The organism is Micromonospora sp. DT53, from assembly GCF_049841535.1.
GTDB lineage: Bacteria > Actinomycetota > Actinomycetes > Mycobacteriales > Micromonosporaceae > Micromonospora.
Window position 1 is genome coordinate 597,472 of the sequence record NZ_JBNCKM010000003.1, and the last position, 26,610, is coordinate 624,081.

22 protein-coding genes are annotated in these 26,610 nt (G+C 73.7%); 14 read left to right on the forward strand and 8 right to left on the reverse strand.

The features are described from left to right. Positions 1–175: 175 nt before the first annotated feature. The 12 genes from cobN to cobA are packed head-to-tail and all read left to right on the forward strand — an operon-like array spanning position 176 to position 16,397. Entirely contained in the window at positions 176–3,844 is a 3,669-nt protein-coding gene (gene cobN, locus ACLQ3B_RS14085) for a cobaltochelatase subunit CobN (protein ID WP_425780832.1), read from the forward strand. Continuing rightward, positions 3,841–6,171: a VWA domain-containing protein gene (locus tag ACLQ3B_RS14090; protein WP_425780834.1), complete on the forward strand. Its 2,331-nt coding sequence runs from the start codon at positions 3,841–3,843 to the stop codon at positions 6,169–6,171. The genes cobN and ACLQ3B_RS14090 overlap by 4 nt, the downstream gene beginning before the upstream one ends. Beyond that, the gene (gene cobO, locus ACLQ3B_RS14095) at positions 6,171–6,782 is read left to right on the forward strand and encodes a cob(I)yrinic acid a,c-diamide adenosyltransferase (RefSeq protein ID WP_425780836.1); all 612 of its coding nucleotides are present in this window, start codon (positions 6,171–6,173) and stop codon (positions 6,780–6,782) included. The genes ACLQ3B_RS14090 and cobO overlap by 1 nt, the downstream gene beginning before the upstream one ends. Next, a complete protein-coding gene (locus tag ACLQ3B_RS14100) occupies positions 6,776–8,131 on the forward strand; it encodes a cobyrinate a,c-diamide synthase (protein WP_425780838.1) in 1,356 nt (451 codons plus the stop codon). The genes cobO and ACLQ3B_RS14100 overlap by 7 nt, the downstream gene beginning before the upstream one ends. After that, a complete protein-coding gene (gene cobI, locus ACLQ3B_RS14105) occupies positions 8,128–8,907 on the forward strand; it encodes a precorrin-2 C(20)-methyltransferase (RefSeq protein ID WP_425780840.1) in 780 nt (259 codons plus the stop codon). The genes ACLQ3B_RS14100 and cobI overlap by 4 nt, the downstream gene beginning before the upstream one ends. After that, positions 8,904–9,737: a precorrin-4 C(11)-methyltransferase gene (cobM, locus tag ACLQ3B_RS14110; RefSeq protein ID WP_425780842.1), complete on the forward strand. Its 834-nt coding sequence runs from the start codon at positions 8,904–8,906 to the stop codon at positions 9,735–9,737. The genes cobI and cobM overlap by 4 nt, the downstream gene beginning before the upstream one ends. Next, positions 9,734–10,885 carry a cobalt-precorrin-5B (C(1))-methyltransferase gene (locus ACLQ3B_RS14115; protein ID WP_425780844.1) on the forward strand — a complete coding sequence of 384 codons (1,152 nt, stop codon included), beginning with the start codon at positions 9,734–9,736 and terminating at the stop codon, positions 10,883–10,885. Before cobM ends, ACLQ3B_RS14115 begins: the two co-directional genes overlap by 4 nt. Next, positions 10,882–12,153, forward strand: coding sequence for a precorrin-6y C5,15-methyltransferase (decarboxylating) subunit CbiE (gene cbiE, locus ACLQ3B_RS14120; RefSeq protein WP_425780846.1), 1,272 nt, complete (start codon positions 10,882–10,884; stop codon positions 12,151–12,153). The genes ACLQ3B_RS14115 and cbiE overlap by 4 nt, the downstream gene beginning before the upstream one ends. Next, positions 12,150–13,877, forward strand: coding sequence for a precorrin-3B C(17)-methyltransferase (gene cobJ / locus ACLQ3B_RS14125; RefSeq protein ID WP_425780848.1), 1,728 nt, complete (start codon positions 12,150–12,152; stop codon positions 13,875–13,877). Before cbiE ends, cobJ begins: the two co-directional genes overlap by 4 nt. Continuing rightward, positions 13,865–14,089, forward strand: coding sequence for a DUF362 domain-containing protein (locus ACLQ3B_RS14130; protein WP_425780849.1), 225 nt, complete (start codon positions 13,865–13,867; stop codon positions 14,087–14,089). The genes cobJ and ACLQ3B_RS14130 overlap by 13 nt, the downstream gene beginning before the upstream one ends. Continuing rightward, positions 14,086–14,682 (forward strand): precorrin-8X methylmutase, encoded by a 597-nt coding sequence (locus ACLQ3B_RS14135; protein WP_425780850.1) that lies wholly within the window; start codon positions 14,086–14,088, stop codon positions 14,680–14,682. The genes ACLQ3B_RS14130 and ACLQ3B_RS14135 overlap by 4 nt, the downstream gene beginning before the upstream one ends. Further along, a complete protein-coding gene (cobA, locus tag ACLQ3B_RS14140; RefSeq protein ID WP_425780852.1) occupies positions 14,679–16,397 on the forward strand; it encodes a uroporphyrinogen-III C-methyltransferase in 1,719 nt (572 codons plus the stop codon). The genes ACLQ3B_RS14135 and cobA overlap by 4 nt, the downstream gene beginning before the upstream one ends. Before the next feature lie 3 nt (positions 16,398–16,400). Here cobA and ACLQ3B_RS14145 read toward each other — a convergent pair whose 3' ends face one another. The 7 genes from ACLQ3B_RS14145 to ACLQ3B_RS14175 form a co-directional block, all read right to left on the reverse strand. Further along, the gene (locus tag ACLQ3B_RS14145) at positions 16,401–18,554 is read right to left on the reverse strand and encodes an FtsX-like permease family protein (RefSeq protein WP_425780853.1); all 2,154 of its coding nucleotides are present in this window, start codon (positions 18,552–18,554) and stop codon (positions 16,401–16,403) included. Next, entirely contained in the window at positions 18,551–19,231 is a 681-nt protein-coding gene (locus ACLQ3B_RS14150; protein WP_425780855.1) for an ABC transporter ATP-binding protein, read from the reverse strand. The genes ACLQ3B_RS14145 and ACLQ3B_RS14150 overlap by 4 nt, the downstream gene beginning before the upstream one ends. After that, positions 19,228–19,752 (reverse strand): PadR family transcriptional regulator, encoded by a 525-nt coding sequence (locus tag ACLQ3B_RS14155; protein ID WP_124853978.1) that lies wholly within the window; start codon positions 19,750–19,752, stop codon positions 19,228–19,230. The genes ACLQ3B_RS14150 and ACLQ3B_RS14155 overlap by 4 nt, the downstream gene beginning before the upstream one ends. Before the next feature lie 68 nt (positions 19,753–19,820). Then, on the reverse strand, positions 19,821–20,183 hold the full coding sequence (crcB, locus tag ACLQ3B_RS14160) for a fluoride efflux transporter CrcB (RefSeq protein WP_425780858.1): 363 nt from the start codon (positions 20,181–20,183) through the stop codon (positions 19,821–19,823). Continuing rightward, positions 20,180–20,653 carry a fluoride efflux transporter FluC gene (locus ACLQ3B_RS14165; RefSeq protein ID WP_425780860.1) on the reverse strand — a complete coding sequence of 158 codons (474 nt, stop codon included), beginning with the start codon at positions 20,651–20,653 and terminating at the stop codon, positions 20,180–20,182. The genes crcB and ACLQ3B_RS14165 overlap by 4 nt, the downstream gene beginning before the upstream one ends. 108 nt (positions 20,654–20,761) lie before the next feature. Next, positions 20,762–21,520, reverse strand: a complete 759-nt coding sequence (locus ACLQ3B_RS14170; RefSeq protein ID WP_425780861.1) for a class I SAM-dependent methyltransferase — start codon at positions 21,518–21,520, stop codon at positions 20,762–20,764. A 142-nt stretch (positions 21,521–21,662) separates the two neighbouring features. Beyond that, the gene (locus ACLQ3B_RS14175) at positions 21,663–22,883 is read right to left on the reverse strand and encodes an MFS transporter (RefSeq protein ID WP_425780862.1); all 1,221 of its coding nucleotides are present in this window, start codon (positions 22,881–22,883) and stop codon (positions 21,663–21,665) included. A gap of 135 nt (positions 22,884–23,018) precedes the next feature. Between ACLQ3B_RS14175 and ACLQ3B_RS14180 the strand changes: the two genes are divergently transcribed. Continuing rightward, positions 23,019–23,468, forward strand: a complete 450-nt coding sequence (locus ACLQ3B_RS14180; protein ID WP_425780864.1) for a MarR family winged helix-turn-helix transcriptional regulator — start codon at positions 23,019–23,021, stop codon at positions 23,466–23,468. A 78-nt stretch (positions 23,469–23,546) separates the two neighbouring features. Next, positions 23,547–24,854, forward strand: a complete 1,308-nt coding sequence (gene paaK, locus ACLQ3B_RS14185) for a phenylacetate--CoA ligase PaaK (RefSeq protein ID WP_425780866.1) — start codon at positions 23,547–23,549, stop codon at positions 24,852–24,854. A 156-nt stretch (positions 24,855–25,010) separates the two neighbouring features. Here the strand turns inward: paaK and ACLQ3B_RS14190 are convergent. Continuing rightward, the coding region (locus tag ACLQ3B_RS14190; protein ID WP_425780868.1) for a hypothetical protein at positions 25,011–26,610 on the reverse strand (1,600 nt) is incomplete at its 5' end.

The following is a 26,610-nucleotide window of genomic DNA, read 5'->3' on the forward strand; positions in this document are numbered from 1 at the left end:
ACCGGCACCGCTGAGCTGATCGCCTGACGCTGTCCGGCCCCGACGCCCGCGTCGCCCCGACCCCCGCGTCGGCGCGCCGCCCGCTCGGGCCGTCGTACCGGCTGACGCCGCACCCACCCGCATCGTCCCCGGGCGCCCCGTGAGGGCCCCAGGGCGTCACTTTCCGGAGCCTGCCGTGCGCATCCTGCTGCTGTCCACCGCCGACACCGACCTGCTGGCCGCCCGCGCCAGCGGCGCCGACTACCGGTTGGCCAACCCCGCGCGGGTCACCGTCGAGGAGGTGCCCGCCCTGCTCGACGGGGTCGACCTCGTCGTCGTACGCCTGCTCGGCGGTCGGCAGGCGTGGCCGGACGGCCTCGCCGCGGTGCTCGCCACCGGCGTGCCGACTGTCGTGCTCGGCGGTGAGGCGCTGCCCGACGCGGAATTGATGGCCATCTCCACCGTGCCGTCCGGGGTCGTCACCCAGGCGCTGGCGTACCTGGTCGAGGGCGGGCCGGACAACCTGGGGCAGCTGGCCCGGTTCCTCTCCGACACGGTGCTGCTCACCGGCGAGGGGTTCGCCCCGCCCGCACCCACCCCGGCGTACGGCGTGCACGGTGAACACCCCGCCGACCCGGACCGACCCACCGTGGGAATCGTCTTCTACCGGGCGCACGCCCTCGCCGGCAACACCGGTTTCGTCGACGTGCTGGCGGACGCCGTCCACAGGGCCGGCGGCAACCCGCTGCCGATCTTCTGCGGTTCGCTGCGCGGGCTGACCGTGGGCGCCGGACCGCTCGGGCTCTTCGCCCGCTGTGACGCGCTGCTGGTCACGGTGCTCGCCGCCGGCGGCGCGGTGGCGGCGGACGCCTCCGGTGGCGGCGACGAGGACGCCTGGGACGTCGGCGCCCTGGCCGCCCTGGACGTGCCTGTCATCCAGGCCCTCTGCCTGACCAGCACCCGCGCGCAGTGGGCCGACAGCGACGCCGGGATGTCCCCGTTGGACGCGGCGATGCAGGTGGCCATCCCCGAGTTCGACGGCCGGATCGTCACCGTGCCGTTCTCGTTCAAGCAGATCGACGCCGACGGGCTCTCGGTCTACGCGGCCGACCCCGAGCGGGCCGCCCGGGTCGCCGGGATCGCGGTGCGCCACGCCCGGCTGCGGTACGTGCCGCACGCCGACAAGCGGGTCGCCGTGGTGCTCAGCTCGTACCCCACCAAGCACTCCCGGGTCGGTAACGCGGTCGGGTTGGACACTCCGGCCTCGGCGGTCCGGCTGTTCGCCGCGCTCGCCGAGGCCGGCTACGACCTGGGTGACGCGCCCCCACCCGACGACGGTGACGCACTGATCCACGCGCTGATCGCCGCCGGTGGTCACGACGTGGAGTGGCTCACCCCGGAGCAGTTGGCCGCCGCGGAGGCCCGGATACCGGGACCGACGTACCAGCGCTGGTTCGACCAGGTCCCGGCCGAACTGCGCGAGCGGATGCGGGAGCACTGGGGTGAGCCGCCCGGCGAGTTGTACACCGAGGGCGGCGACATCGTGCTCGCCGGGCTGCGTTTCGGCAACGTGGTGCTGCTGATCCAGCCGCCCCGCGGTTTCGGGGAGAACCCGATCGCCATCTACCACGACCCGGACCTGCCGCCCAGCCACCATTACCTGGCCGCGTACCGCTGGTTGACCGCGCCCGTCGCGGACGGCGGCTTCGGCGCGGACGCCGTGGTGCACCTCGGCAAGCACGGCACCCTGGAGTGGTTGCCCGGCAAGGGCCTCGGCCTCGCCGCCGACTGCGCGCCCGACGCGGTCCTCGGCGACCTGCCGCTGGTGTACCCGTTCATCGTCAACGACCCCGGCGAGGGCACCCAGGCCAAGCGGCGGGCGCACGCCGTGGTCGTCGACCACCTGGTCCCGCCGATGGCCCGCGCCGAGACCTACGGCGACCTGGCCAAACTGGAGCAACTGCTCGACGAGTACGCGACCGTGCAGGCCCTCGACCCGGCCAAGGCGCCCACCGTGCGGGCCCAGATCTGGGACCTGGTGCGCGCCGCCGAGCTGCATCACGACCTGCACGCCGAGGCGATGCCCGACGCGGACGACTTCGACGAGTTCGTGCTGCACCTGGACGGGTACCTGTGCGAGGTCAAGGACGTGCAGATCCGCGACGGGCTGCACATCCTCGCCGACGCGCCCACCGGCGAACCGCGGGTCAACCTGGTCCTCGCGGTGCTGCGCGCCCCGCAGATCTGGGGCGGCGCCCGTGCCCTGCCCGGTCTGCGGCAGGCCCTCGCCGTCGCGTACTCCCTCGACGAGCAGGAGCTGCTCGCGACGCCGGGACAGCGCCTGGCCCTGCCCCCGGCGCTGACCGACGTGGTGGACGGACCGGCCGGCACCGCCGCCGACGCGATCGACCTCATCGAGGCCCTCGCCCGGCGGCTGGTCGTCGGCATGGAAACCCTGGACTGGGCCGTGGACACGGTCGACGCCGTGGTGACCGAGGTGACCGGCCAGTCGATCCCGGACGTCGCGGCGGTGCTGCACTTCGCCGCCACCGAGCTGGTGCCCCGACTGGACCGGACCACCGACGAGCTGACCAACACCCTCGGCGCGCTCGACGGGAGGTTCGTGCCGCCCGGCCCCTCCGGCTCACCCACCCGGGGCCTGGTCAACGTGCTGCCCACCGGCCGCAACTTCTACTCCGTCGACCCGAAGGCCATCCCCAGCCGCAACGCCTGGGACGTCGGGGTGGCCCTCGCCGACTCGCTGCTGGCCCGGCACCTCGCCGACACCGGCACGTACCCCCGGTCGGTGGGGTTGACCGTGTGGGGCACCAGCGCCATGCGGACCCAGGGCGACGACATCGCCGAGGTGCTCGCGCTGCTGGGCTGCCGGCCGGTCTGGGACGACAGGTCCCGGCGGGTCACAGGTGTCGAGGTCGTGCCGACCGCCGAGCTGGGTCGGCCCCGCGTCGACGTCACAGTGCGCATCTCCGGCTTCTTCCGCGACGCGTTCCCGCACGTCGTGGCGCTGCTCGACGACGCGGTCCGGCGGGTCGCCGCCCTGGACGAGCCGGACGAGGACAACTACCTGCGGGCACACGTCACCGCCGACGTCGCCGAGCACGGCGACGAGCGGCGGGCCACCGCCCGGATCTTCGGCTCCAAGCCCGGCGCGTACGGCGCGGGGCTGCTGCCCCTGATCGACGCCCGGACCTGGCGCAGCGACGCCGACCTGGCCGAGGTGTACGCGGTGTGGGGCGGCTACGCGTACGGCCGGGGCCTGGACGGGCGGGAGGCGCGCGCCGACATGGAGCGCTCGTTCGCCCGGATCGCGGTGGCGGTGAAGAACCAGGACACCCGTGAGCACGACATCGTCGACTCCGACGACTACTTCCAGTACCACGGCGGGATGGTGGCGATGGTCCGCCACCTCACCGGCACGTCACCGCAGGCGTACGTGGGTGACTCGGCGATGCCGCACGACGTGCGCACGCGCACGCTGGGCGAGGAGACCCGACGGGTGTTCCGGGCCCGGGTGGTCAACCCGAAGTGGATCGCCGCGATGCGACGGCACGGCTACAAGGGCGCGTTCGAGTTGGCGGCCACCGTGGACTACCTGTTCGGCTACGACGCCACCGCCGGTGTGGTCGACGACTGGATGTACGAGCACCTGGCCGCCGCGTACCTCTTCGACGAGACCACCCGGGAGTTCCTGGAGCAGTCCAACCCGTGGGCGCTGCGCGGCATCACCGAGCGGCTGTTGGAGGCCGCCGACCGGGGGCTGTGGGCCAAACCCGAGCCGGCCACCCTGGACCGGCTGCGCGACACGTACCTGGCCAGCGAGGGCGACCTGGAGGACCGGGCATGACGATCTATCCGTTCAGTGCCGTGCTCGGCATGGCCGACATGCGGCTGGCGCTGCTGCTCAACGCGGTGTCCCCGGCGATCGGCGGGGTCCTCGTGCGAGGTGAGAAGGGGACCGCCAAGTCGACCGCCGTCCGGGCGCTCGCCGCGCTCCTGCCCCCGGTGCGCCGCGTCGCAGGCTGCCGCTTCGGTTGTGACCCGGCCGAGCCGGACCCGGCCTGCCCGGACGGCCCACACCCGGCCGACGCCGCCGCCGAGACCCGCCCGGCCCGCCTCGTCGAGTTGCCGGTCGGTGCCGCCGAGGACCGGGTGGTCGGCTCACTGGACCTGGAGAAGGCCCTGGGCGAGGGCGTACGCGCCTTCGAGCCGGGTCTGCTCGCCGCCGCCCACCGGGGCGTGCTCTACGTCGACGAGGTCAACCTGTTGCACGACCACCTCGTCGACCTGCTGCTGGACGCGGCGGCGATGGGCCGCAGCCACGTCGAGCGGGAGGGCGTCTCGGTCAGCCACGCCGCCCGGTTCCTGCTGGTGGGCACCATGAACCCGGAGGAGGGGGAGCTGCGCCCGCAGTTGCTCGACCGGTTCGGGCTCACCGTCGAGGTGGGCGCCAGCCGGGACCCGGAGGTCCGGGTCGAGGTGGTCCGCCGCCGGCTGGCCGCCGACGCGGACCCGGGCGGCTTCGCCGCCCGCTGGGCCGACGCCGACGCGGAGATCGCCGCCCAGGTGGCGGCCGCCCGCCGCCGACTCCCCGGGGTACGCCTCCCGGACGCCGCGCTGCGGCAGATCGCCGAGGTGTGCGCGGCGTTCGACGTGGACGGGATGCGGGCCGACATCGTCACCGCCCGTACCGCCCTGGCCCACGCCGCCTGGCACGGCCGGGACCGGGTCACCATCGACGACGTCCGGGTGGCCGCCCGGCTGGCCCTGCCGCACCGCCGCCGCCGCGACCCGTTCGACACCCCGGGGCTGGACGCGAAACGCCTCGACGAGGCGTTGCAGCGCGCCCAGGACGCCCACCCCGACGACCCGGACGACAACGGCCCCGGCAACGGCCCCGAGGATCGCGGTCCGGACGGCGGTGGCCCCCAGGGTGGCGGCCCGGCCGGTGGTGGCGGGCCGAACGATGGCGGCCCGAACGGCGGTGGTCCGGACGGCGGTCGCCCGATGGGCGGCAGCGGTCCGCAGGGCGGTGACGGCGTCGACCGGGGTGAAACCGAGTCGGCCGGGCATTCGGCTGCGCGGGACGGCAGTGGCCCGGACGGGCGCACCGACGGCCCGGACGGTGCCGACGGCTGGCCGCAGCGCCACACGGGCGAGCGGGACGACGACGGCTGGCCGCAGCGCCCGTCGGACGACCGGCGCGCCGACGACAAGCACGCGCGGATGCTTGCCGGCCGCGAATCGGCGACCGGCGACGACGACCCGACTCGCGGCGGGGGGTCCCAGTCGGTGGCCGTACCCAGGGGTGGGTTGACGGCGCGGGTACTCACCGCGCCCGGCGTGGGTGACGGGGTGCCGGGCCGGCGTTCGCGGGCCCGCACCGGGCGGGGGCGCACCACCGGGTCGCGGGTGCCGACGGGCCGGGTCGCGGCCCTGCACCTGCCGGCCACGATCCGCGCAGCCGCGCCGCACCAGTTCGACCGGGGGCGACTGACCGGTCCGCTGCGGTTGCGCCCGGACGATGTGCGCGAGGCGGTTCGCGAGGGACGCGAGGGCAACCTGGTGCTGTTCGTGGTGGACGCCAGCGGCTCGATGGGCGCCCGGCAGCGGATGGCCACTGTGAAGGACGCAGTGCTCGCCCTGCTCACCGACGCGTACCAGCGGCGGGACAAGGTGGCGGTGATCGCGTTCCGGGGGACGGGTGCGCGGACGTTGCTGCCGGCCACCTCGTCGGTGCTGGCCGCCTCGACCCGGCTGGCCGAGTTGCCCACCGGCGGGCGTACGCCGCTGGCCGAGGGGCTGCTCGCCGCCGCCGATCTGCTGCGGGTGGAGCGCCTGCGCGACCCGAAGCGGCGTCCCCTGGTCCTGGTGGTGACCGACGGTCGTGCCACCGCCGGCCCGCGTCCGCTCGACCGCGCGGCCGCGGCGGCGGCGGTCCTGGCCGCGACGGGCGCGCCCTGCGTCGTCGTCGACTGCGAATCCGGCCCCGTCCGCCTAAATCTGGCACACAGCCTGGCCCGGCAACTCCGAGCCCCCCGCCGCCCTCTGGACGACGTGGCATTCCACCCCCAAGCCCCGGGCAGTGGAGATCTTGGAGGGAAACGGCCCTCCCGGGGGCACGTTGCTTCCAAGATCTCGACCGGCCCCACGACCGACAGGAGCGTTGCCTGATGCCGCAGGGACAACCGAGTCACGTGCCTGCCGACGGGTTGACCACTCGGCAGCGGCGGCACCGGCCGCTGTTGATCGTCCACACCGGACAGATGAAGGGCAAGTCGACGGCCGCCTTCGGGTTGGCGCTGCGCGCCTGGACGGCCGGCCTGCCGGTCGGGGTGTTCCAGTTCGTCAAGAGCGCCAAGTGGCGGGTGGGCGAGGAGAACGCCTTCCGGGCGCTCGGCGAGGTACACGAGCGCACCGGCCAGGGCGCGCCGGTGGCCTGGCACAAGATGGGCGAGGGCTGGTCCTGGATCCAGCGCGGCGGCGACGCCGACCACGCCGCCGACGCCCTGGAGGGCTGGCGGCAGATCCAGCGTGACCTGGCCGCCGAGCGCTACGGGCTGTACGTGCTGGACGAGTTCACCTACCCGATGAAGTGGGGCTGGGTGGACGTCGACGAGGTGGTCGCCACCCTGGCCGACCGGCCCGGCTTCCAACACGTCGTGATCACCGGTCGGGACGCCGACCCGCGCCTGGTCGCCGCCGCCGACCTGGTCGCCGAGCTGACCAAGGTCAAGCACCCGATGGACGCCGGCCAGAAGGGCCAGAAGGGCATCGAGTGGTGAGCGCGCACTGGGCGCTGCCCCGGGTGGTGGTCGCCGCCCCGGCCAGCGGCCACGGCAAGACGACTGTGGCCACCGGGCTGCTCGCCGCGCTGCGCCGACGGGGTCTGACGGTCAGCCCGCACAAGGTCGGCCCGGACTACATCGACCCGGGCTACCACGCCCTCGCCGCCGGGCGACCCGGGCGCAACCTCGACCCGTTCCTGGTCGGGGCAGACCGGATCGCCCCCCTGCTGCGACACGGCGCGAGCATCCCCACGCCCGCCGACATCGCCGTCGTCGAGGGCGTCATGGGTCTGCACGACGGGGCGGTGGGCCGGCGCGACTACGCCTCCACCGCACACGTCGCCCGGCTGATCGAGGCACCCGTGCTGCTGGTGCTGGACACCACCGCGCAGGGCCGGTCGGCCGCCGCGCTCACCCTCGGCATGGCCGCGTTCGACCCGGCGGTACGGATCGGCGGGGTGATCCTCAACCGGGTCGGCTCACCCCGGCACGAGGCGCTGCTGCGCGACGCCCTCGCCGAGGTGGGCGTACCGGTGCTCGGGGCGGTCACCCGCGCCGCCGAGGTGGCCGCGCCGGCCCGGCACCTCGGGTTGGTGCCGGTCGCCGAGCGGGCACCCGAATCCGTCGCGATCGTCACCGCGCTCGCCGAGCTGGTCGAGGCCACCGTGGACCTCGACGCCGTGCTCGACCTGGCCCGGACCGCCCCGCCGCTGACCACCGCCGCGTGGGACCCGGTCGCCGCCGTCGGCGGGCCCGCCGGCGTCGAGCGACCACGGGTCGCCCTCGCCGGTGGTCCGGCCTTCACCTTCTCGTACGCGGAGACCACCGAACTGCTCGCCGCGGCGGGCGCGGACGTCGTCACCGTCGACCCGCTGCGCGACCCGGCACTGCCCACCGGCACCCGGGCGGTGGTGATCGGCGGCGGCTTCCCCGAGGCGTACGCGCAGACGCTGGCCGACAACACGGCGCTCCGCGCCGAACTGGCCGACTTCGACGGGCCGATCGTGGCCGAGTGCGCCGGACTGCTCTACCTCGGGCGGTCCCTGGACGGCGTACCCATGTGCGGCCGACTGGACCTGACCGCCCGGATGACCGGCCGGCTCACCCTCGGCTACCGCGAGGCCCTGGCCGTCACCGACTCCCCGGTGGCGCGCGCCGGCGAGCCCGTACGCGGCCACGAGTTCCACCGCACCACCACCGACCCCGGGCACGGCGAGACGTCGGCGTGGCGCTGGAACGACACCGAACACGGCTTCGTCACCGGCGGGGTGCACGCCTCCTACCTGCACACCCACTGGGCCGGCCACCCGGACGCCGCCCGTCGACTGGTCGAGGCGTGCCGGTGAGCGCGGACGCCACGCTCACCGGGGTCGGTGTCGGCCCGGGTGACCCGGAACTGCTCACCGTCAAGGCGGTGCGGCTGCTGCGCGAGGCCGACGTGGTCTTCGTACCCGTGATGGCGGACCGGGTCGTGACCACCGCGAGCGCCGGTCCGACGCCGCCGGGTGCGGACGCCGGGCGGGCCGAGGCGACCGTGCGGGAGTACGTCGCGGCGGACCGGCTGCGCCGGCTGCCGTTCGCGCTGGACGACAGGGGTGGGGTGACCGCCCGCCGGGCGGCGGCCTGGGACGACGCCGCCCGGGTGGTGGTCGAGGCGATCGACGCGGGCGCGCGGTCCCTCGCGTTCGCCACCATCGGCGACCCCAACGTCTACTCCACCTTCGGTTACCTGGCCCAGAGCGTCCGCGCGGTGCGCCCGGCGGTGCGGGTGGCGACCGTGCCCGGCGTCACCGCCATGCAGGAGCTGGCGGCGCGCAGCGGCACCCCGCTCTGCGAGGGACGCGAACCGCTCACCCTGCTGCCGGCCACCGCGGGCCTGGCGCTCTTCGCCGACGCCCTCGCCGGGCCGGGCACCGTGGTCGCCTACAAGGGCTGGCGGCGGCACCCCGAACTGCTCGCCGAGCTGCGCCGGCAGGGCCGCCTCGCCGACGCGGTGCTCGGACGCAGCCTGGGGCTACCCGGTGAACGGATCGGGCCGGTCGACGACACCGAGCACGACCTGCCGTACCTGTCGACGCTGCTGGTTCCGGCCCGCCGCGAGCACCGAGGAGGAAAGCTGTGACCAGCGACGGCAAGGTGTGGTTCGTCGGAGCCGGCCCGGGGGCGGCCGATCTGCTGACCCTGCGGGCCGCCCGGGTGATCGCCGAGGCGGACATCGTGATCTGGGCGGCCAGCCTGGTGCACGCCGACGTGCTCGACCACGCCCGCACCGGCGCGGAGATCGTCGACTCGTCGCAGCTGCCCATCGAGGGCGTGCTGCCGCTCTACGAGCGCGCCGCCGAGCAGGGGCTGACCGTGGCCCGGATCCACTCCGGCGACCCGGCGCTGTGGGGCGCGGTGCAGGAGCAGCTGGACCTGTGCCGGGCCCTCGGCCTGGCCGTCGAGATCGTGCCCGGGGTGTCCTCGTTCACCGCCGTCGCGGCGATCGTCGGGCGGGAGCTGACAGTGCCCGAGGTCGCCCAGTCGGTGATCCTCACCCGCCTCGAAGGCGGCAAGACCCCGATGCCGCCCGGCGAGCGGGTCCGCGACTTCGCCCGGCACGGCACCACAATGGCGTTGTTCCTCTCCGCCGCCCGCTCCGGACAGGTGCAGGCCGAACTGCTGGCCGGCGGTTACCCGGAGGACACCCCGGCCGTGGTGGCGTACCAGGCGACCTGGCCCGACGAACTGGTGGTTCGCTGCACCGTCGGCACCCTGGAGACGACGGTCAAGCAGCACAAACTGTGGAAGCACACGCTTTTCCTGGTCGGGCCGGCCCTCGCCGCCGAGGGCACCCGCTCGCACCTGTACCACCCCGGGCACTTCCACACCTTCCGCCGGGCCGAGCCGACCGCCCGCGCCGAGCTGCGCCGCCAGGCCGGCGCCCGCACCGGGGGGACCGCCACACCGTGACGTACGCCGAGCCGCCGCTGCGCGAGCCGGACCTGCCGCGTACCGCGAAGGTCCGGCCCACCGCGCTGCGCACCGGCTGGACCACAGGCGCGTGCGCGACGGCGGCGGCCAAGGCCGCGGTCACCGCGCTGGTCACCGGCACCCCGCAGCAGGAGGTGGAGATCGGCCTGCCCGCCGGACGGCGGGTGCGCTTCCCGGTCGAACGCTGCGAGGTGACCGGCGTCCCGCCGGTCCGCGCCGAGGCAGTGGTGGTCAAGGACGCCGGGGACGACCCGGACGTCACCCACGGCGCCGAGCTGACCGCCACCGTCGACTGGACCGACGTCCCCGGCCTACGGCTGACCGGCGGCGCCGGGGTCGGCACGGTCACCAAGCCCGGCCTCGGGCTCGCGGTCGGCGGCCCGGCCATCAACGACACCCCTCGCCGGATGATCGGCGAGGCGGTGGCCGAGGTGGTCGACCTCAGCGAGGTAGGCGTCCGGGTGGTGATCAGCGTGCCCCGGGGCGAGATCATGGCCCGCAAGACCACCAACCGCCGGCTCGGCATCCTGGGCGGCATCTCGATCCTCGGCACCACCGGGATCGTTCGCCCCTTCTCCACCGCCTCGTGGCGGGCCAGCGTCGTGCAGGCCGTGCACGTGATGGCCGCCCAGGGTGAGCCGACGGTGGTGCTCTGCACCGGCGGGCGTACCGAGCGGGCCGCCCGCGCGCTCCTGCCCGACCTGCCCGAGGTCTGCTTCGTCGAGGTCGGCGACTTCACCGGGGCCGCCGTCACCGCCGCCGTGGGTGACGCGATGACCGGGGTGGTCTTCGTCGGCATGGCCGGCAAGCTCGCCAAACTCGCGGCCGGCATCCTGATGACCCACTACACCCGCTCCAAGGTGGACCTGTCCCTGCTCGGCGCGGTGACCGCCGAGGCCGGCGGCGACCCGTCGCTCGTCGCCGCCGTGACCGAGGCGAACACCGGGCGGCACGCGTACGAGCTGTGGGAGGCCGCCGGGCTGCTCGCCCCGGCCGGCGACCTGCTCTGCCAGCGGGTCCGCCAGGTGCTGCGACGCTTCGCCGGACCGACGGTCACCGTGGACGTGGCGATGGTCGACTTCGCCGGAGCGCACGTCGTCGCCTCGTCCGGCCGGTGGCCGCGATGACCCGGGTGCCGTCCCCGGTGACCGTGGTGGGCCTGGACGCCGCGGGCGCCCCGCCGCACCCCGCTCTCGCGCCGGTGCTGGCCACCGCCGGGCTGGTGGTCGGGGCCGCCCGGCACCTGACCGCCGTGCCGGTGCCGGCCGGCGCGGACACCGTCACCCTCGGGCCGCTCGCCCCCGCCCTGGGCCGCCTCGCCGCGGCCGTCCACGCCGGGGTGCCGGCCGTGGTGCTGGCCAGCGGCGACCCCGGCCTGTTCGGCATCGTCCGGCGGCTACGTGCGGCCGGGCTGCCGCTGCGGGTGGTGCCGGCGGTGTCCAGTGTGGCCGCCGCATTCGCCCGCGCCGGGCTGCCCTGGGACGGCGCGGCCGTGGTCACCGCGCACGGGCGCGACCCGCGCCAGGCCCTGAACGCCTGCCGGGCGCTGCCGCTGGTCGCGGTGCTCACCGCGCCCGGCGCCGGTGCGGCCGAGCTGGGCGCCGGCCTGATCGGCTGGTCCCGCCGCCTGTTGGTCGCCGAGCACCTGGGCACCGCGGCCGAACGGATCCGCGCGGTCACCCCCGAGCAGGCCGCCGCCGAGACCTGGGCCGACCCGCACGTCCTGCTCAGCCTCGCCGACGCCGTGCCGACCGGGCTCGCGTCCGCCGACGCCGGTGCCGCTGCGTCCGATCCGGTCGCGGCCGGCGGGATGCGGGTCGACAACCAGCCCGCCGCCGCGCCGGCCGGGGGTTGGGCGTTGCCGGAGGACCGGTACGCCCACCGCGACTCCATGATCACGAAGTCGGAGGTGCGCGCCCTCGTCGTCGCCCGGCTGCGCCCCCGACTGGGCCGGCTGATCTGGGACATCGGCGCGGGCAGCGGCTCGGTCGGGATCGAGTGCGCGCTGCTCGGCGCGGCCGTGCTCGCCGTCGAACAGGACCCCGAGGCCGGCGCGACCGTCCAGGCCAACGCCGCCGCGCACGCCGTGCACGTCCGGCTCGTCACCGGACGTGCCCCGGCGGCGCTCGCCGGGCTCGCCGAGCCCGACGCGGTCTTCGTCGGCGGTGGCGGTGTCGACGTCCTCGCCGCCGTGGTGGCCCGCCGACCCGAGCGGGTTGTGCTCACCCTGGCCGCACTGGACCGGGTCGCACCGGCCGTGGGTCTCCTGCGCGCCGCCGGTTACACCGTCGAGGGCAGTCAACTCTCCGCCGCCCGCCTCGCCGACCTGCCCGGCGGGTCGATCCGTCTCGCGGCCACCAACCCGGTGGTCGTCCTCACCGGGGAGCGCCCGTGACCGACCAGAACCCGCCCGCCCGGATCGGCCTGGTGGCGGCCACCGTCGCCGGACGCCGGCACGCCGACACCCTGGCCACCGCGTGGCCGCACGCCCGGCTGGTCCAGGGGGACACCGTCGCCGACGCGCTGCGGACCGCCTGGGCCGGGTATGACGCGGTGATCGCGTTCCTGGCCACCGGGGCGGTGGTGCGGATCGTCGCGCCGCTGCTCGACGACAAGCGCACCGACCCGGCGGTGGTGGTCGTCGACGAGGCCGCCCGGCACGCCGTGGCACTCCTCGGTGGGCACGCCGGCGGGGCCAACACCCTCGCCGAGCAGGTCGCCGCCCTGCTGGACGCCCGACCGGTGATCACCACCGCCACCGACGCCGTCGACCTGCCGGGGTTGGACACCCTCGGGTGGCCCGTCCAGGGAGCGGTCGCCGCGGTGTCCCGGGCCATCCTGGACGGCGAGCCGGTCCGGCTGGTCGCCGACACCGACTGGCCGTTGCCCGCCCTGCCCCCGAACGTGCGCGCCGCCGACGAGGACACGCCGGACGACGGGTACCGGCTGCTGATCACCGACCGGATCGTGGCCCCCGACGAGCGGACCGCCGTTCTGCGGCCGCCGTCGCTGGTCGCCGGCGTGGGCGCGAGTCGGGGCGTACCCGCCGCCGAGGTGGCGGAGCTGCTGCACCGGGTGCTGGCCGACGCCGGCCTCGACCCGGCGAGCCTGCGCTGCCTGGCCAGCGCCGACATCAAGGCCGACGAGGCGGGCATCCGCAGCACCGCCGACGCGCTCGGCGTACCCCTGGTGACCTGGCCGGCGACGCGGCTGGCGGCGATCGACGTGCCGCACCCCAGCGAGGTGGTCCGCGCCGCGGTCGGCACGCCGAGCGTGGCGGAGGCCGCGGCCCTGCTCGGCTCGGACGGCCGGGCCGACGACGCGACGCTGCTGGTGGGCAAGACCGCGACGGCGATGGCCACCGTGGCGGTGGCCCGGCACGCGCCACGCGGCCGGCTGGCCGTCGTCGGCCTCGGGCCGGGCGCCGCCGACCTGCGCACCCCCCGCGCGGTGGCCGAGCTGCGTCGCGCCGCCGTGGTGGTCGGCCTCGACCAGTACCTGGAGCAGGTCCGCGACGTGCTCCGCCCGGGCACCCGGGTGCTCTCCAGCGGGCTGGGCGCCGAGGAGGCGCGGGCGCGCGCCGCCGTCGCCGAGGCCGCCGCCGGCCGGGCGGTCGCGCTGATCGGCTCCGGCGACGCCGGGGTGTACGCGATGGCCAGCCCCGCCCTGGAGTACGCCGACGAGCGCATCGACGTGGTGGGGGTGCCCGGCGTCACCGCCGCCCTCGCTGCCGGGGCGCTGCTCGGCGCACCGCTCGGCCACGACCACGCCTACCTGAGTCTGTCCGATCTGCACACCCCGTGGGACGTCATCGAGCGGCGGGTGACGGCCGCCGCCGAGGGTGACTTCGTGACGCTGTTCTACAACCCGCGCAGCCGGGCCCGCGACTGGCAGCTCGGGAAGGCGCTCGGCATCCTCGCCGCGCACCGCCCACCGGACACCCCGGTAGGCGTGGTGCGCAACGCCAGCCGCCCCGGCGAACGGGTGCACCTCGCGACCCTGGCCACGCTCGATCCGTCCATCGTCGACATGTACAGCGTCGTGGTCGTCGGCAGCACCGACACGCGACTGGTCGCCGGCCGGATGGTCACACCCCGGGGGTACCGGTGGCGCTCGTGACGATCGACGCCTGCCAGGGCTGCGGCGCATGCCTGCTCACCTGCCCCACGCACGCGATCCGACCGGTCGCCGGTGGCCTCACGGTGCGCGCCGACCGGTGCACCGGCTGCCTGGAGTGCCTGGAGATCTGCCCGGTCGACGCGATCCGCGTCGTCGCTGACCCTGACGCGATCCGCGTCGTCGAGCCCGACACCTGTGAAGGAGCCCGATGAGCCGGGTGGTGCACCCCATCGAGGTCGAGTCGTACCGCATCCTGCGCGAGCGCGTCGACCTGTCGCATCTGCCGCCGTTGAGCCGCGCGGTGACCGAGCGGGTGGTGCACGCCAGCGCCGACCTCGCGTACGTCGACGAGCTGGTCTGCGACGAGGCCGCCCTGGAATCGGGGCTGTCCGCGCTGCGCGCCGGGGCGCCCGTGGTCACCGACGTGGCGATGGTCGCCGCGGGAATCACCCGGGCCGGCCTGGAACTGGTCTGCCCGGTCGCCGAGCCGGCCGTCGCCGACCTGGGCCGCGCGGCCGGCATCACCCGCTCGGCGGCGGCCGTCCGGATCGCCCTGCAGCGGGTCGGCCCCGGAGCGGTCTGGGTGGTTGGCTGCGCGCCCACCGCGCTCGTCGAACTACTCACCCTGGATGCCGCGCCGGCGCTCGTCGTCGGCCTGCCGGTCGGCTTCGTGGGTGCCGCCGAGTCGAAGGCGGCGCTGCGGGCCAGCGGCCTGCCCGCCGTGTCCAACGTGGGCGAGAAGGGTGGCTCGGCGGTCGCCGCAGCCGCCCTCAACGCCCTGCTCTACGTCGAGGAGAAGTCATGACCGGGTTGGTCATCGTCGGGCACGGCACGCGCAGCGCCGCCGGGGTCGAGCAGTTCGCCGCTCTCGTCGAGCGGGTCCGCGGTCGAGGTGACGTCGGTGACGTCGAGGGCGGCTTCATCGAGCTGTCCCGCCCACCGCTGACCGACGCGGTGGGCGCGCTCGTCGCCCGCGGCCACCGGGCGCTTGTGGCGCTGCCGCTGGTGCTCACCGGCGCCGGCCACGGCAAGGGCGACATCCCCGCCGCGATGGCCCGGGAGCAGCAGCGCCACCCCGGGCTGAGCTACCGCTACGGCCGCCCGCTCGGCCCCCACCCGCTGCTGCACGAAGCCCTCGAACAGCGCATCGACACCGCACTGGCCGGTGCCGACCGGGCCGGCACGGAGCTGCCCGGTGCCGACCGGGCCGGCACGGAGCTGCCCGGTGCCGACCGGGCCGGCACGGAGCTGCCCGGTGCCGACCGGGCTGGCACGTGGGTCGCGTTGATCGGGCGGGGGTCCACCGACCCGGACGCCAACGCCGAGGTCGCCAAGGTCGCCCGGCTGCTCTGGGAGGGGCGCGGCTACGCGGGCGTGGAGCCGGGGTTCATCTCCCTGGCGCAACCGTCGGTGCCGGCCGTGCTGGAGCGGCTGCGTCGCCTCGGCGCGCGCCGGATCGTGGTGGCGCCGTACTTCCTGTTCGCCGGGGTGCTGCCCGACCGGATCGTCGCCCAGTCGGCGGAGTTCGCCGCCGCCCACCCCGACCTGGACGTCCGCGTCGCCGAGGTGATCGGCGACTGTGACGCCCTCGCCGACCTCGTCCTGGAGCGGTACGCCGAGGCGCTGGGCGGGGACATCCGGATGAACTGCGACACCTGCGCGTACCGGGTGCTGATGCCTGGCTTCGCTGACAAGGTGGGTCTCCCGCAACGCCCGCACGACCACCCCGACGACCCGGTCGGCCACCACCACCACCACGGGCACGACCACGCACACCACGACCACGGTTCGGTCGCCGTGGTCGGCGGCGGGCCCGGGCCCGACGACCTGATCACGGTACGCGCGAAGGCGCTGCTCGACGCGGCGGACGTCGTGGTGGTCGACCGCCTCGCCCCGCAGGGGCTGCTCGCCGGGCTGCGCCCCGACGTGCTGGTGGTCGACGCCGCGAAGGTGCCCCGTGGCCCGTCGATGGCCCAGGAGGCGATCAACGAGGCCCTCGTGTCGCACGCCCGCGCCGGTCGCCGGGTGGTCCGACTCAAGGGCGGTGACCCGTACGTCTTCGGCCGCGGCCACGAGGAGGTGCAGGCCTGCGTGGCTGCCGGCGTGCCGGTGACGGTGGTGCCCGGGGTGAGCAGCGCGTTCGCCGCACCGGCCCTCGCCGGCGTGCCGGTGACGCACCGGGGTGTGGCGCACGACGTCACAGTCGTGTCCGGACACCTGCCGCCCGGACACCCCGACTCGCTCGTCGACTGGGCGGCGCTGGCCCGGGCCCGGGGCACCGTCGTGCTGCTGATGGCCGTCGACACCATCGCCAAGATCGCGTCAGTGCTTATCGAGCACGGCCGCGCCCCGGAGACTCCGGTGCTCGCCGTGCAGGACGCCGGGCAGCCCGGCCAGCGGTCGCTGCCCGCCCGGCTGGACGAGATCGGCGCGGTCGCCGCCCGGGAGGGCGTCGGCCCGCCCGCCGTCTTCGTGCTCGGCCCGGTGGTCGCCCTCACCACCACCGGGCCGAACACCTGACGACTACTCGCTGCGGGCGGTTTCCGGCCCGGTGATGCGTTCCAGCAGCGGCATCGTGGAGGCGATGACGCCGAGGCAGGCGACCAGTCCGACCACGACGATCACGTAGAAGCGCGGCTCCGGCGCGATCAACGTGTAGTGCATCTGTGCCCGCAGGAACAGGTGCGCGGCGAGCAGGCCCATCCCGATGGCGACCGCGGCGACGGCGAGCATCGGCACGGCGCTCTCCAGCGCCACCACCCGACGCAGGACCCGCACCGGTGCGCCGCTGAGGCGCAGCAGGCTGAACGGGCGTCGGCGTTCGGTGAGCCCGCCGATCACGCTGACCGCGAGGCTGCACCCGCCGAGCGCGAGGCTGGCGATGATGACGACGTTGGCCAGTTGTTCCCAGGCCCGCATCGTGTTGGTGAAGTCCGACTCGAAGTCACCGGGCACGTTCGGACCCGTCCAGAAGGTCGGGAAGGCGACCTCCAGCACGGTGCGGACGCGCTCGATGGCGGTGGTGGAGCCGTCCGTGCCGACGACCACCGATACCAACGGAAGCCGCTGGAGGTCGTCGAGCGTGATGGACGCCGCGCCCCACTCCGTTGTGGACGACGCCGACTCCTGCCAGCGGCTGAGACCAATCGGCACCTCGATGACGCTCGCGCCCTCGGCGCACCGACCGTACGCGCTCGGGAGGTCGGCGCAGGCGATCACCCCGCCCTCGCCGCCGGTGTTCACGTCCGGGGCTTCCCGGATCGCGGTCGCGGAACGCACCCCGGTGATCGCGTGCAGCTCGGCGAACAGCGTGTCGGGCACCGATGTCGCCTTCTCGTCGAAGACGGTGGTCACCGTGCCCGCATCGGTCGAGCCGATCGGCGCCGGACCTCGGTTGGCGACGATCGTGGTGATCACGCCGACGGCCACGCTCGTGACGAAGAGCGCGAGCATGATGCCGCTGATCGCCCGGAAGCCGGCCTTCGGGTTGTCGGCGAGGCGTCGAGCGGCGATGAGCGAGGCGGGGCGGTTGGCGTACCGGGCCATCACCCGGGCGCCGACCATCGTCAACCAGGGGCCGGCGAGGACCAGGCCGGCCATGATGAGCAGCAGGCCGGGCAGGAAGATCGCGGTCTGGCCGTCGGACGACTCGGGTCGGTAGCCGAGCGCGAACACCAGCACGGCGACGCCGAGCAGCATCGGGATCAGCCGGTACGCGCGCGGTGCCCGTGGCGTGACCCGGCGGGTGACGCCCAGCGGCGAGATCCGTACGCGGCGCAGCGAGACCTGGGCCGCCACCGCCGCCCCGGCCGGGACGCCGAGCGCTACGAGCAGGACGTTCAGCACGCCGAGGGACATGTCGTTGGGGAAGAACGGCATGCCGGTGAACGGGATGCTCGCGAGCGGGTCGCGGAAGGCGTAGAACAAGGCGAAGCCGACGGCGGTGCCGGCAACGGCGGCGGCGGTCGCCTCCACGGCGGCGACCATCGAGATCTGCCGGGGTGTCGCGCCGACCAGGCGCATCGCGGCGAAGCGCTGCTCCCGGCGGGCGGCGCTGAGCCGGGTGGCGGTGCCGATGAAGATCAGCACCGGGAAGAGCAACCCGCCGGCGATCACACCCAGGATCAGGTTCACAGTGGTCTCGGGGAGGGCGGGGGTGTCGCCGACGCTGGTGACCTGCTTCGCAGCGGGTAGCTTGGCGACCTGGTCGGGGGCGCCGCCGGCGATGACCAGCAGGGTGTCCGGCGAGGTCAGCGCGGCCGGTCCAACGGTGCCGAGGTCACGCCCCGGGAACCGGTTGCCCAGTTGGTCGGCCGGGTGGGCGGCCAGGAGGTCGCGCAACGCGGGCGAGGCGTAGTACTCGCCGGGACCCGGGGTGGTCGGGATACCGACCGGGGTGGGCGCTGTCGAGCCGGTCGCGGCGACGTCGATCCGAATGATCTGCTCACCGTGGAAGTAGTCCTGCCGGGTCGACCACCACAGCGGGTCGGCGTCGCCGGTCGAGGCGTTGGGATACATCGACGCGTACCGGGTGAGCTGGGCGTTTACCGCGTTGACTCCGGCCAGGGTGGTCAGCAGCAGCCCGCTGCCGATCGCGACGGCGGCGGCGATGACGAGCAGGCGGGTGAGCGCCTCCCGGCCGCCGGCCAGCGCGAGGCGGAGCCCGAAGCGGATCATGAGGCGATCCGGTCCGGCGCGTTCACGCGCCCGTCGCGGACCATGACCTCGCGGTCGGCGTACGCGGCGATGCGGGGCTCGTGGGTCACCAGGATGACAGTGGTGCCCTGCTCGCGGGCGGCGCCGACCAGCAGGTCCATCACCTGCTCGCCGGTGAGCGAGTCGAGCGCGCCGGTCGGTTCGTCGGCGAAGAGCACCTGCGGCTCGGCGACCAGGCCGCGAGCCAGGGCGACTCGTTGCGCCTGCCCGCCCGAGAGCTCACCCGAGCGCCGGTGCTCCAGGCCGTCCAGCCCGAGGCGCGCGAACCAGGCTGCCGCCTTGGGTAGCGCCTGCTTTCGGTGTACGCCGCTGAGCAGCAGCGGCAGCGCGACGTTTTCCACAGCGGTCAGCTCGGGGACGAGTTGACCGAACTGGAACACGAAACCGAATCGGTCCCGGCGCAGGCTGCTGCGCTCGGTCTCGGCCATGGCGTGCACCCGGGCCCCGTCGAAGAGGATCTCGCCGGAGTCGGGCACCAGGATGCCGGCCAGGCAGTGCAACAGGGTGGACTTGCCCGAGCCGCTGGGGCCCATGACGGCGAGGATCTCACCCGCCTCCACGGCGACGCTCGCGCCGCGCAGGGCGGGGGTCTGACCGAAGGAGAACTCCACGTCGCGCGCTTCGATCACGACGCTCACGGCCGCACCTCTTTCCGCAGGGCGTCCAGTCGGGCACCGGTCATCTCGATCCATCGGAGGTCCGCCTCCAGGTGGTAGAGGCCGTGGTCGGCGAGCAACGCGTCGACCAGGCTGCCGGCGCGCTTGATCTCGGTCAGCTCGCGCATCCGGTGCAGGTGCGCGCTGCGCTGGGTGTCGAGGTATTCGGCGGCCGGCCGGTCCAGCATCAGCGCGAGCACGACCTTGGCGAAGAGCACTGTCTGCAGGTGTGGTTCCGGGTCGACCGGCTGGGTCAGCCACTGCTCGACCTCGGTCGCGCCGACGTCGGTGATGACGTAGCGCTTGCGGTCGGGGCCGGAGCCGGGGGCGACGTCGCTGATCACCACCTTGCCGTCCCGGGCCAGTCGGCTGAGGGTGGAGTAGACCTGGCCGAACGGCAGTGGCTTGCCCCGGCCGAAGAAGGCGTCGTAGTCGCGCTTCAGGTCGTATCCGTGGCTGGGCTCTCGTTCGAGGAGGCCGAGAAGGGTCAGTGGCACGCTCATGCCAACAGACTACACCGGGGGTATACCTCGCGGATATACCCCCGGTGTGTTGCTGACCGCGTCCCTGGTCAACCGCTCAGAGCGCGGGCCAGGGCGTAGCCGGCGGTGGCGGCGGCGAGCCCGGCGGCCACGCTGCCGAACACGTTGGCCAGCGCGAGGAGCCGATGGCCGCCCTTGGTCAGCCGCAGCGTCTCGTAGCTGAACGTCGAGTAGGTGGTCAGCGCGCCGCAGAACCCGATGCCGAGCAACGCGCTGGCCGCCGGGCCGGTCGGCCACCCGACCAGGACGCCGAGCAGCAGTGACCCGGCCACGTTGACGAACAACGTGCCCCAGGGGAACGCCGAGGTGTGCCGGGACTGCACGGCCCGGTCGGCGAGGTACCGCAGCGGAGCGCCGACGGCCGCGCCCAGGGCGATGAGCAGCACGGTCATCGGGTCGCCCGCCGCAGCAGCCCGGCGGTGAGGGCGTCGCCCAACCCGACGGCGACGAGCGCCCCGAGCACCGTCGCGGCGAGATACGCCAGCCCGGTGCCCGGCGCGCCCGCGACGAACGCCTGCTGAACGTCGACCGCGTAGGTGGAGAAGGTGGTGAAACCGCCCAGCACCCCGACCCCGAGGAACGGGCGAGCCAGGGGGTGTCCGCCGTCGAGGTGCCCGAGCACCGCCATCAGCACGCCGATCAGCAGGCAGCCGGACGTGTTGATGGCGAACGTGGCCCAACCGAAGCCGGTCGGGGCGTGCGGAACGGCGTGTTGCAGGCCGGTCCGGGCCAGCGCGCCGAGGATCCCTCCGGCCGCGATCGTGGCGAGGATCGTCGCGGGGCGAATGGTCAGCTCGCGGCGGTCGGCGGGAACGCGCAGGTCGACGTCGGGGTCGGTACGCGGCTCGAACGGCTCTGGCACGACTCCTCAGCGTAGTGCCGGCGACAGTCGCCTCCGCGAGCTGCCGGCGACAGCGGCCTCCGCGAGCTGCCGGCGACAGCGGCGTCAGTTGCTGCCGGCGGCAGCGCGTCAGCGCACCGCGGCGACCGCGGCGTCCGGGCCGCCTCGCCAGAGGGTGCCGACCTCGCTGAAGCCGGCCGCGGTGAGCGCGGCCAGGTGCCAGGAGACCGGCGGGTTCCACTCGGGGCTGTGCCCGGTCGGGTAGATCGCGTGTCGCTGGGCGACCAGCGGGGCGAGCGCCGGGTCGGCGCCGGCCCGCTCCCACCAGTCCGACCAGGACAGCATCGAGCCGGCGGCGTACCGGGCGTTGCGTCGGTCCCGGGCGCGGTCCATCAACCGCTTGGTCAGCTCCGGCAGCGCGTCGTCGGGCATGTGGTCGGCGTTGACGAAGACGCCGCCCGGTCGCAGCACCTCGCGCACCTCGGCGTAGAGCTGCCCGAGCCGGTCGGCCGGCAGCCAGTGCAGGGCGGTGGCGGTGAGCACGGCGTCGTACTCGTGGTGGGGGAGCGTGGAGCGCCAGTCGGGGGTGCCGAGGTCGGCGGTGACGATGGTGGCCCGGTCGTCCAGTGAGGCGGCGGCGATGGCGAGCAACGCCGGGTCGAGGTCGACCACTGTCGTCTGCGCGGCGGGGAAGCGCGCCAGCGTCCGCAGCGAGATGGTGCCGGTGCCGCCGGCCAGGTCGAGCACGCGCGGTGGCCGGCCGTCGAGGACCGCGTCGACGGTGTCGAGCATGGCGGTGAACCGGTGTTCCCGGTCCGGGAGATAGGCCTCCTGCTGGCGGTCCCAGCTCTCCTGCCAGGCCCAGGGATCCACGATGTAAGGACTCATGGCGATCAGGCTAGTTACAGCGTGAGTCAGTTGTCCAGACCTTGTTGCACATCTTTTGCAGTTGCGAGAAGATGGCAGGGCGATGATCAGAGCGACGCCGGGTCGGGCATTCCGCCCGGCCCGGCGCCCTCCTCCCGAGGGGTCAGACCGTGGCGTCCACCCGGCTCAAGTCGGCCCGGGCCGACCCGTCGCGACGGGCCAGCCGCAGCGCGCCGAGGAGCACGCCGAGGCCGGCCAGGGTCAGTGCGGCGCCGGCCCAGATCGGCGAGGTGTAGCCGAGCCCGGCGGCGATGGTCACACCGCCGATCCACGCGCCCAACGCGTTGCCGAGGTTGAACGCGGCGATGTTCGCCCCGGACGCCAGCGTCGGCGCCTGGTGGGCGTACCGCATGATCCGCATTTGCAGCGGCGGCACGGTGGCGAACCCGAACCCGCCCATCAGCACCAGCGCGACGATGGTCAGCACCGGGTTCGTGGCGGTCAGCGCGAAGCCGACGAGCACCACGGTGAGCACCGCCAGGACGGTGACCAGGGTGCGCGACAGTGACCTGTCCGCCGCCCGGCCGCCGAGCAGGTTGCCCGCGAAGAGCCCCACTCCGAAGAGGACGAGCAGCCACGGCACGGTGCTGGTGGCGAAGCCGCTGACCTCGGTGAGCGTGTAGGCGATGTAGGTGAACGCGCCGAACATCCCGCCGAAGCCCAGGACGGTGATCACCAGGGAGAGCCAGACCTGCGGGTGGGTGAAGGCCCGCAGCTCGCCGCGCAGCCCACCGGCCGGGCGGTCGGCGTTGGCGGTGTCGCCGGCCGGGATGAGCAGGGCCAGCCCGATCAGGGCGACCACCCCGATGGCGGTGATCGCCCAGAACGTCGAGCGCCAGCCGAAGTGCTGCCCGAGGAACGTGCCGAAGGGCACGCCGAGCACGTTCGCGATGGTCAGGCCGGCGAACATCATGGCGATGGCGCCCGCCCGGCGGGCCGGTGCCACCAGGCCGGCGGCGACCACGGCGCCGATGCCGAAGAACGCGCCGTGGCACAGCGCGGCGACGATCCGGCCGGCCATCATCACGGCGTAGTCGCCGGCGACGGCGGAGAGCAGGTTGCCGATGATGAAGAGCACCATCAGGCCGAGCAGCACCGGTTTGCGCGGCAGTCGGGTGACCGCTGCGGTGAGGGCGACCCCGCCGACGGCCACGCTGAGCGCGTAGCCGGAGATCAACCAGCCGGCCACCGGTTCGGTGACAGCGAAGTCGGCGGCCACCTCGGGCAACAACCCCATGATCACGAACTCGGTGAGCCCGATGCCGAAGGCGCCGATGGCCAGCGCGATCAGGCCGGGCGGCAGGGTCTTTTGGCGTACGGACATGGTCTTCCCATCGGGAGGAGGCAGATATGCAGCGCGTGCAACTACGCGCGCCGACAACGAAATACTTGCACGCGCTTTATATCGGCGCAAGCGTGGTAGCCTGGGGTCCGTTCAGATCACACCGAGGAGGCCGGCATGGGCATCGCCGACGACGCGGTCGAGATCCGCGCGCAGGGCTGGCGCACCCTCGCCGCCCTGCACGGGCTGATCGAGACCTCCCTGGAGCGGGCCCTGCAGGCCGGCCACGACCTCTCCGTCGTCGAATACACGGTGCTCGACGCGCTCTCCCGGCAGGACGGCTGGCACATGCGGATGAGCCAGCTCGCCCGCGCCGCCGCGCTCTCCGGCAGCGCCACCACCCGGCTGGTCACCCGCCTGGAGCAGCGAGGGCTGCTCACCCGCATCCTCTGCGCCGACGACCGACGCGGCATCTACACCGAGCTGACCCCGGCCGGCTCCGAGCTGCTCGCCCAGACCCGACCGACCCACGACCGGGTGCTCACCGACGCGCTCGCCGAGGCGCAGGCCACCCCCGAGCTGGCGCCGCTGGTCGACGCCCTGCACCGGCTCCCGGCCACCCGCTGACCGTCCGGCCGGCCCGGGGTGACGGCGGGCGTACGGTACCCGCAGCCCACCGGGACCGCCGCGCCAAGGAGACAGCCGATGCAGGACCGCACCCCTCGTCCGGAGGAACTGGAGCCGATCGAGCGCGCCAGCATCGACGAGCTTCGCGCCCTGCAACGTGACCGACTGCGCTGGTCGTTGCGGCACGCGTACGACAACGTGCCGCACTACCGGCGGGCGTTCGACGCGGCCGGGGTGCACCCCGACGACTGCCGGGATCTCGACGACCTGGCGCGCTTCCCGTTCACCGGCAAGGCCGAGCTGCGGGAGAACTACCCGTTCGGCATGTTCGCCGTACCCCGCGAGCGGGTCGCCCGTCTGCACGCCTCCTCCGGCACCACCGGCCGGCCGACCGTGGTCGGCTACACCCGCGACGACCTGCGCACCTGGGCGCGCCTGATGGCCCGCTCGATCCGCGCCTCCGGCGGCCGTCCCGGCGACCGGGTGCACGTCGCGTACGGCTACGGCCTCTTCACCGGCGGCCTGGGCGCGCACTACGGGGCCGAGGAGCTGGGCTGCACGGTCATCCCGGTCTCCGGTGGCATGACCGAGCGTCAGGTCATGCTGATCCGCGACTTCGAGCCCGAGGTCATCATGGTCACGCCCAGCTACCTGCTGGCCATCGTCGACGAGATGCGCCGCCAGGGCATCGACCCGCGCGCCACCTCACTGCGGGTGGGCATCTTCGGGGCCGAGCCGTGGACCGAGGACATGCGCCGGGAGATCGAGCAGCAACTGGACATCCACGCCGTCGACATCTACGGGCTCTCCGAGGTGATGGGCCCCGGCGTGGCGACCGAGTGCGTGGAGACCAAGGACGGGCTGCACCTCTGGGAGGACCACTTCTACCCGGAGATCATCGACCCGGTCACCGGTGCCGTGCTGCCCGACGGTGAGCGGGGTGAGCTGGTGTTGACCTCCCTGACCAAGGAGGCGATGCCGGTCGTGCGCCACCACACCCGCGACCTGACCCGGCTGCTGCCCGGCACCGCCCGGCCGATGCGCCGGATCGAGAAGATCACCGGCCGGACCGACGACATGATGATCCTGCGCGGGGTGAACATCTTCCCCACCCAGATCGAGGAGCTGATCCTGCGCACCCCGCAGCTCTCGCCGCACTTCCAGTGCGTCCTCGATCGGCACGGCCGGCTGGACACCCTCACGGTGCGTGTGGAACGGCGGGCCGACGTCGAGGCGGACGCCGCCGAACGGGCCGGCGACACGCTGGTGCAGCTCGTCAAAAACACCATCGGCGTGAGCGTGGCGGTCGACGTCCTCGCCCCGGACACGGTGGAACGGTCGATGGGCAAGATGCGCCGCATCGTCGACCAACGACCGTCCGCCTGACGCAGGGCCGACACCCGGGATTTCCGCTCCATCCTCACGGCTGGAATGTCCGCACGGCTAACGGACACGCAATGGGCTCCTCCACCACCACCAAGATGCAGCCTGGGAACGAGTGCCTCATTGCCGATGCCCTGCAGGTGCGTGAGTCGACATGGCTCAGTCAAGTAGCCCGCGGATGGTGGCTGCGAGGTCGGCGAGTCTCTGGTCCGCTCGGTGGCGGCGGTGCTTCACCCATTCCTTGCCTTCGGCGGCGACGCCTTCGAGGACGTGCAGGGTGTGACTGAGTCCGGCGGCGTCGAGCGACAGTTCCGCAATCTTGGTGGCATTCTCGTCGTGCTGAAGCGTCTCGTTGTCGGGTTCGCTCACTCGGATGGAGATCGGTTCACCGTTGAAAAGCGTCAGCTCGAAGGTCTGCTGTTGTGTAGCAATGCCGTCGATCCGGACCGCGGCGACGGCGTCGAAGCGGTAGTTGAGCCGTTGCGTGGTGCCGCTTGTAGCGGTTTCAAAGTCGAGGTCGATGTTCACCTGCCGGACGCCGTCGTCGGTGAGCAGGAACAGCAGCATTCGATACCGGGAGTACCGCCACGGCCCCTGGGGGTACCGCGCTTTCTTGCAGGAGGCAGCCGGTGCCTCGATGAAGGCGTGCGCGATTACGTGGCTGGGATGGAGTCGGTACTGCTGTATGGCTTGGTCGACCAGGACTTTCCGGTCGCTCTCCAACCAGGCGGCCATCTCGGTGTCCGATGGTTTGTCGGACAGCTTGTGACACCACCGGCGGTATGCCTCCCAGCGGGCGGCGTCTTTGTTGACTCGTTCCGCCTGGTCGTCCCTGACCCTGCGTTGTTCGGCGATGATCCGGAGCGACGAGCGGACAGCTGGCACCACGGACGCCACCGCTAGCAGTAGCCAGCCTGTGCCGGCAACGGGGGCGCTGGCCATGACGGCCGGAACAACCCAGAGGGTCCCAGCAGCGAGCAGTGCAATTCCACAAACATGGAGAGCCATCGTCCCGGCGGGGATGCGCAACTGTTGGCGATACGCCGTGAGCGTGTCCCGTTCCCATTGCCCTCGCACATCGCCCACCAGGTGCCGTACGAGCCAGGCGACTCGGTCTGCGTCGATGCGCTGTTCCCGGTAAAGCCCGACCACCTCGTCGCGGAGGTGCCGCTGGATACCCGTTGTCTGGGCACGCCAATAGGCCCGGTCGGTGCCTTCCGGCACGTATCGGCCGAAGTAGCGATCGAAGAGCCGGTCCACCTTGCGGGCGAAGCCCTGCGATGGCGCTTCTGGTCGCCGTTGCTGTGGTGGCCGGATCTGTGCTTCCTTCGCGCGCAGTCGTCTCCTACGGTAGTACCGGTCGGCACCGCCAAGGCAGGCCGCGGCCAGTCCAACCATGCACGCAAGTAGGCCGAGGAATGGGTCGAGCGTGCCGTGAGCCGCTATCAGTATGGCTGACTGCACCACGGCGAGGGTGAAGATCGCGGCGCCGGCGCCGGCGCCGATCCAGTCGCGAAGCGCAACAGCAGCGGGCTGCACGAGTGGGGTCCGAGGCTGCGCGGGCTTGGGGTGGAAGAACTTCCAGACTCGGTTGAATCTGCCATTTGCTGTGCGCTGCGAGTCGGCCAGGGTGACGGACTTCCGCCACAGCTCTTCCTGCATCGCACCGTCGAGTAGCGCCTCTAGACGAGTAAGTCCTAACGACCCCGGGCTGTTGGCATAGACGAAGGGTGTTGAAGATCCGTTTGTGACGACAGAC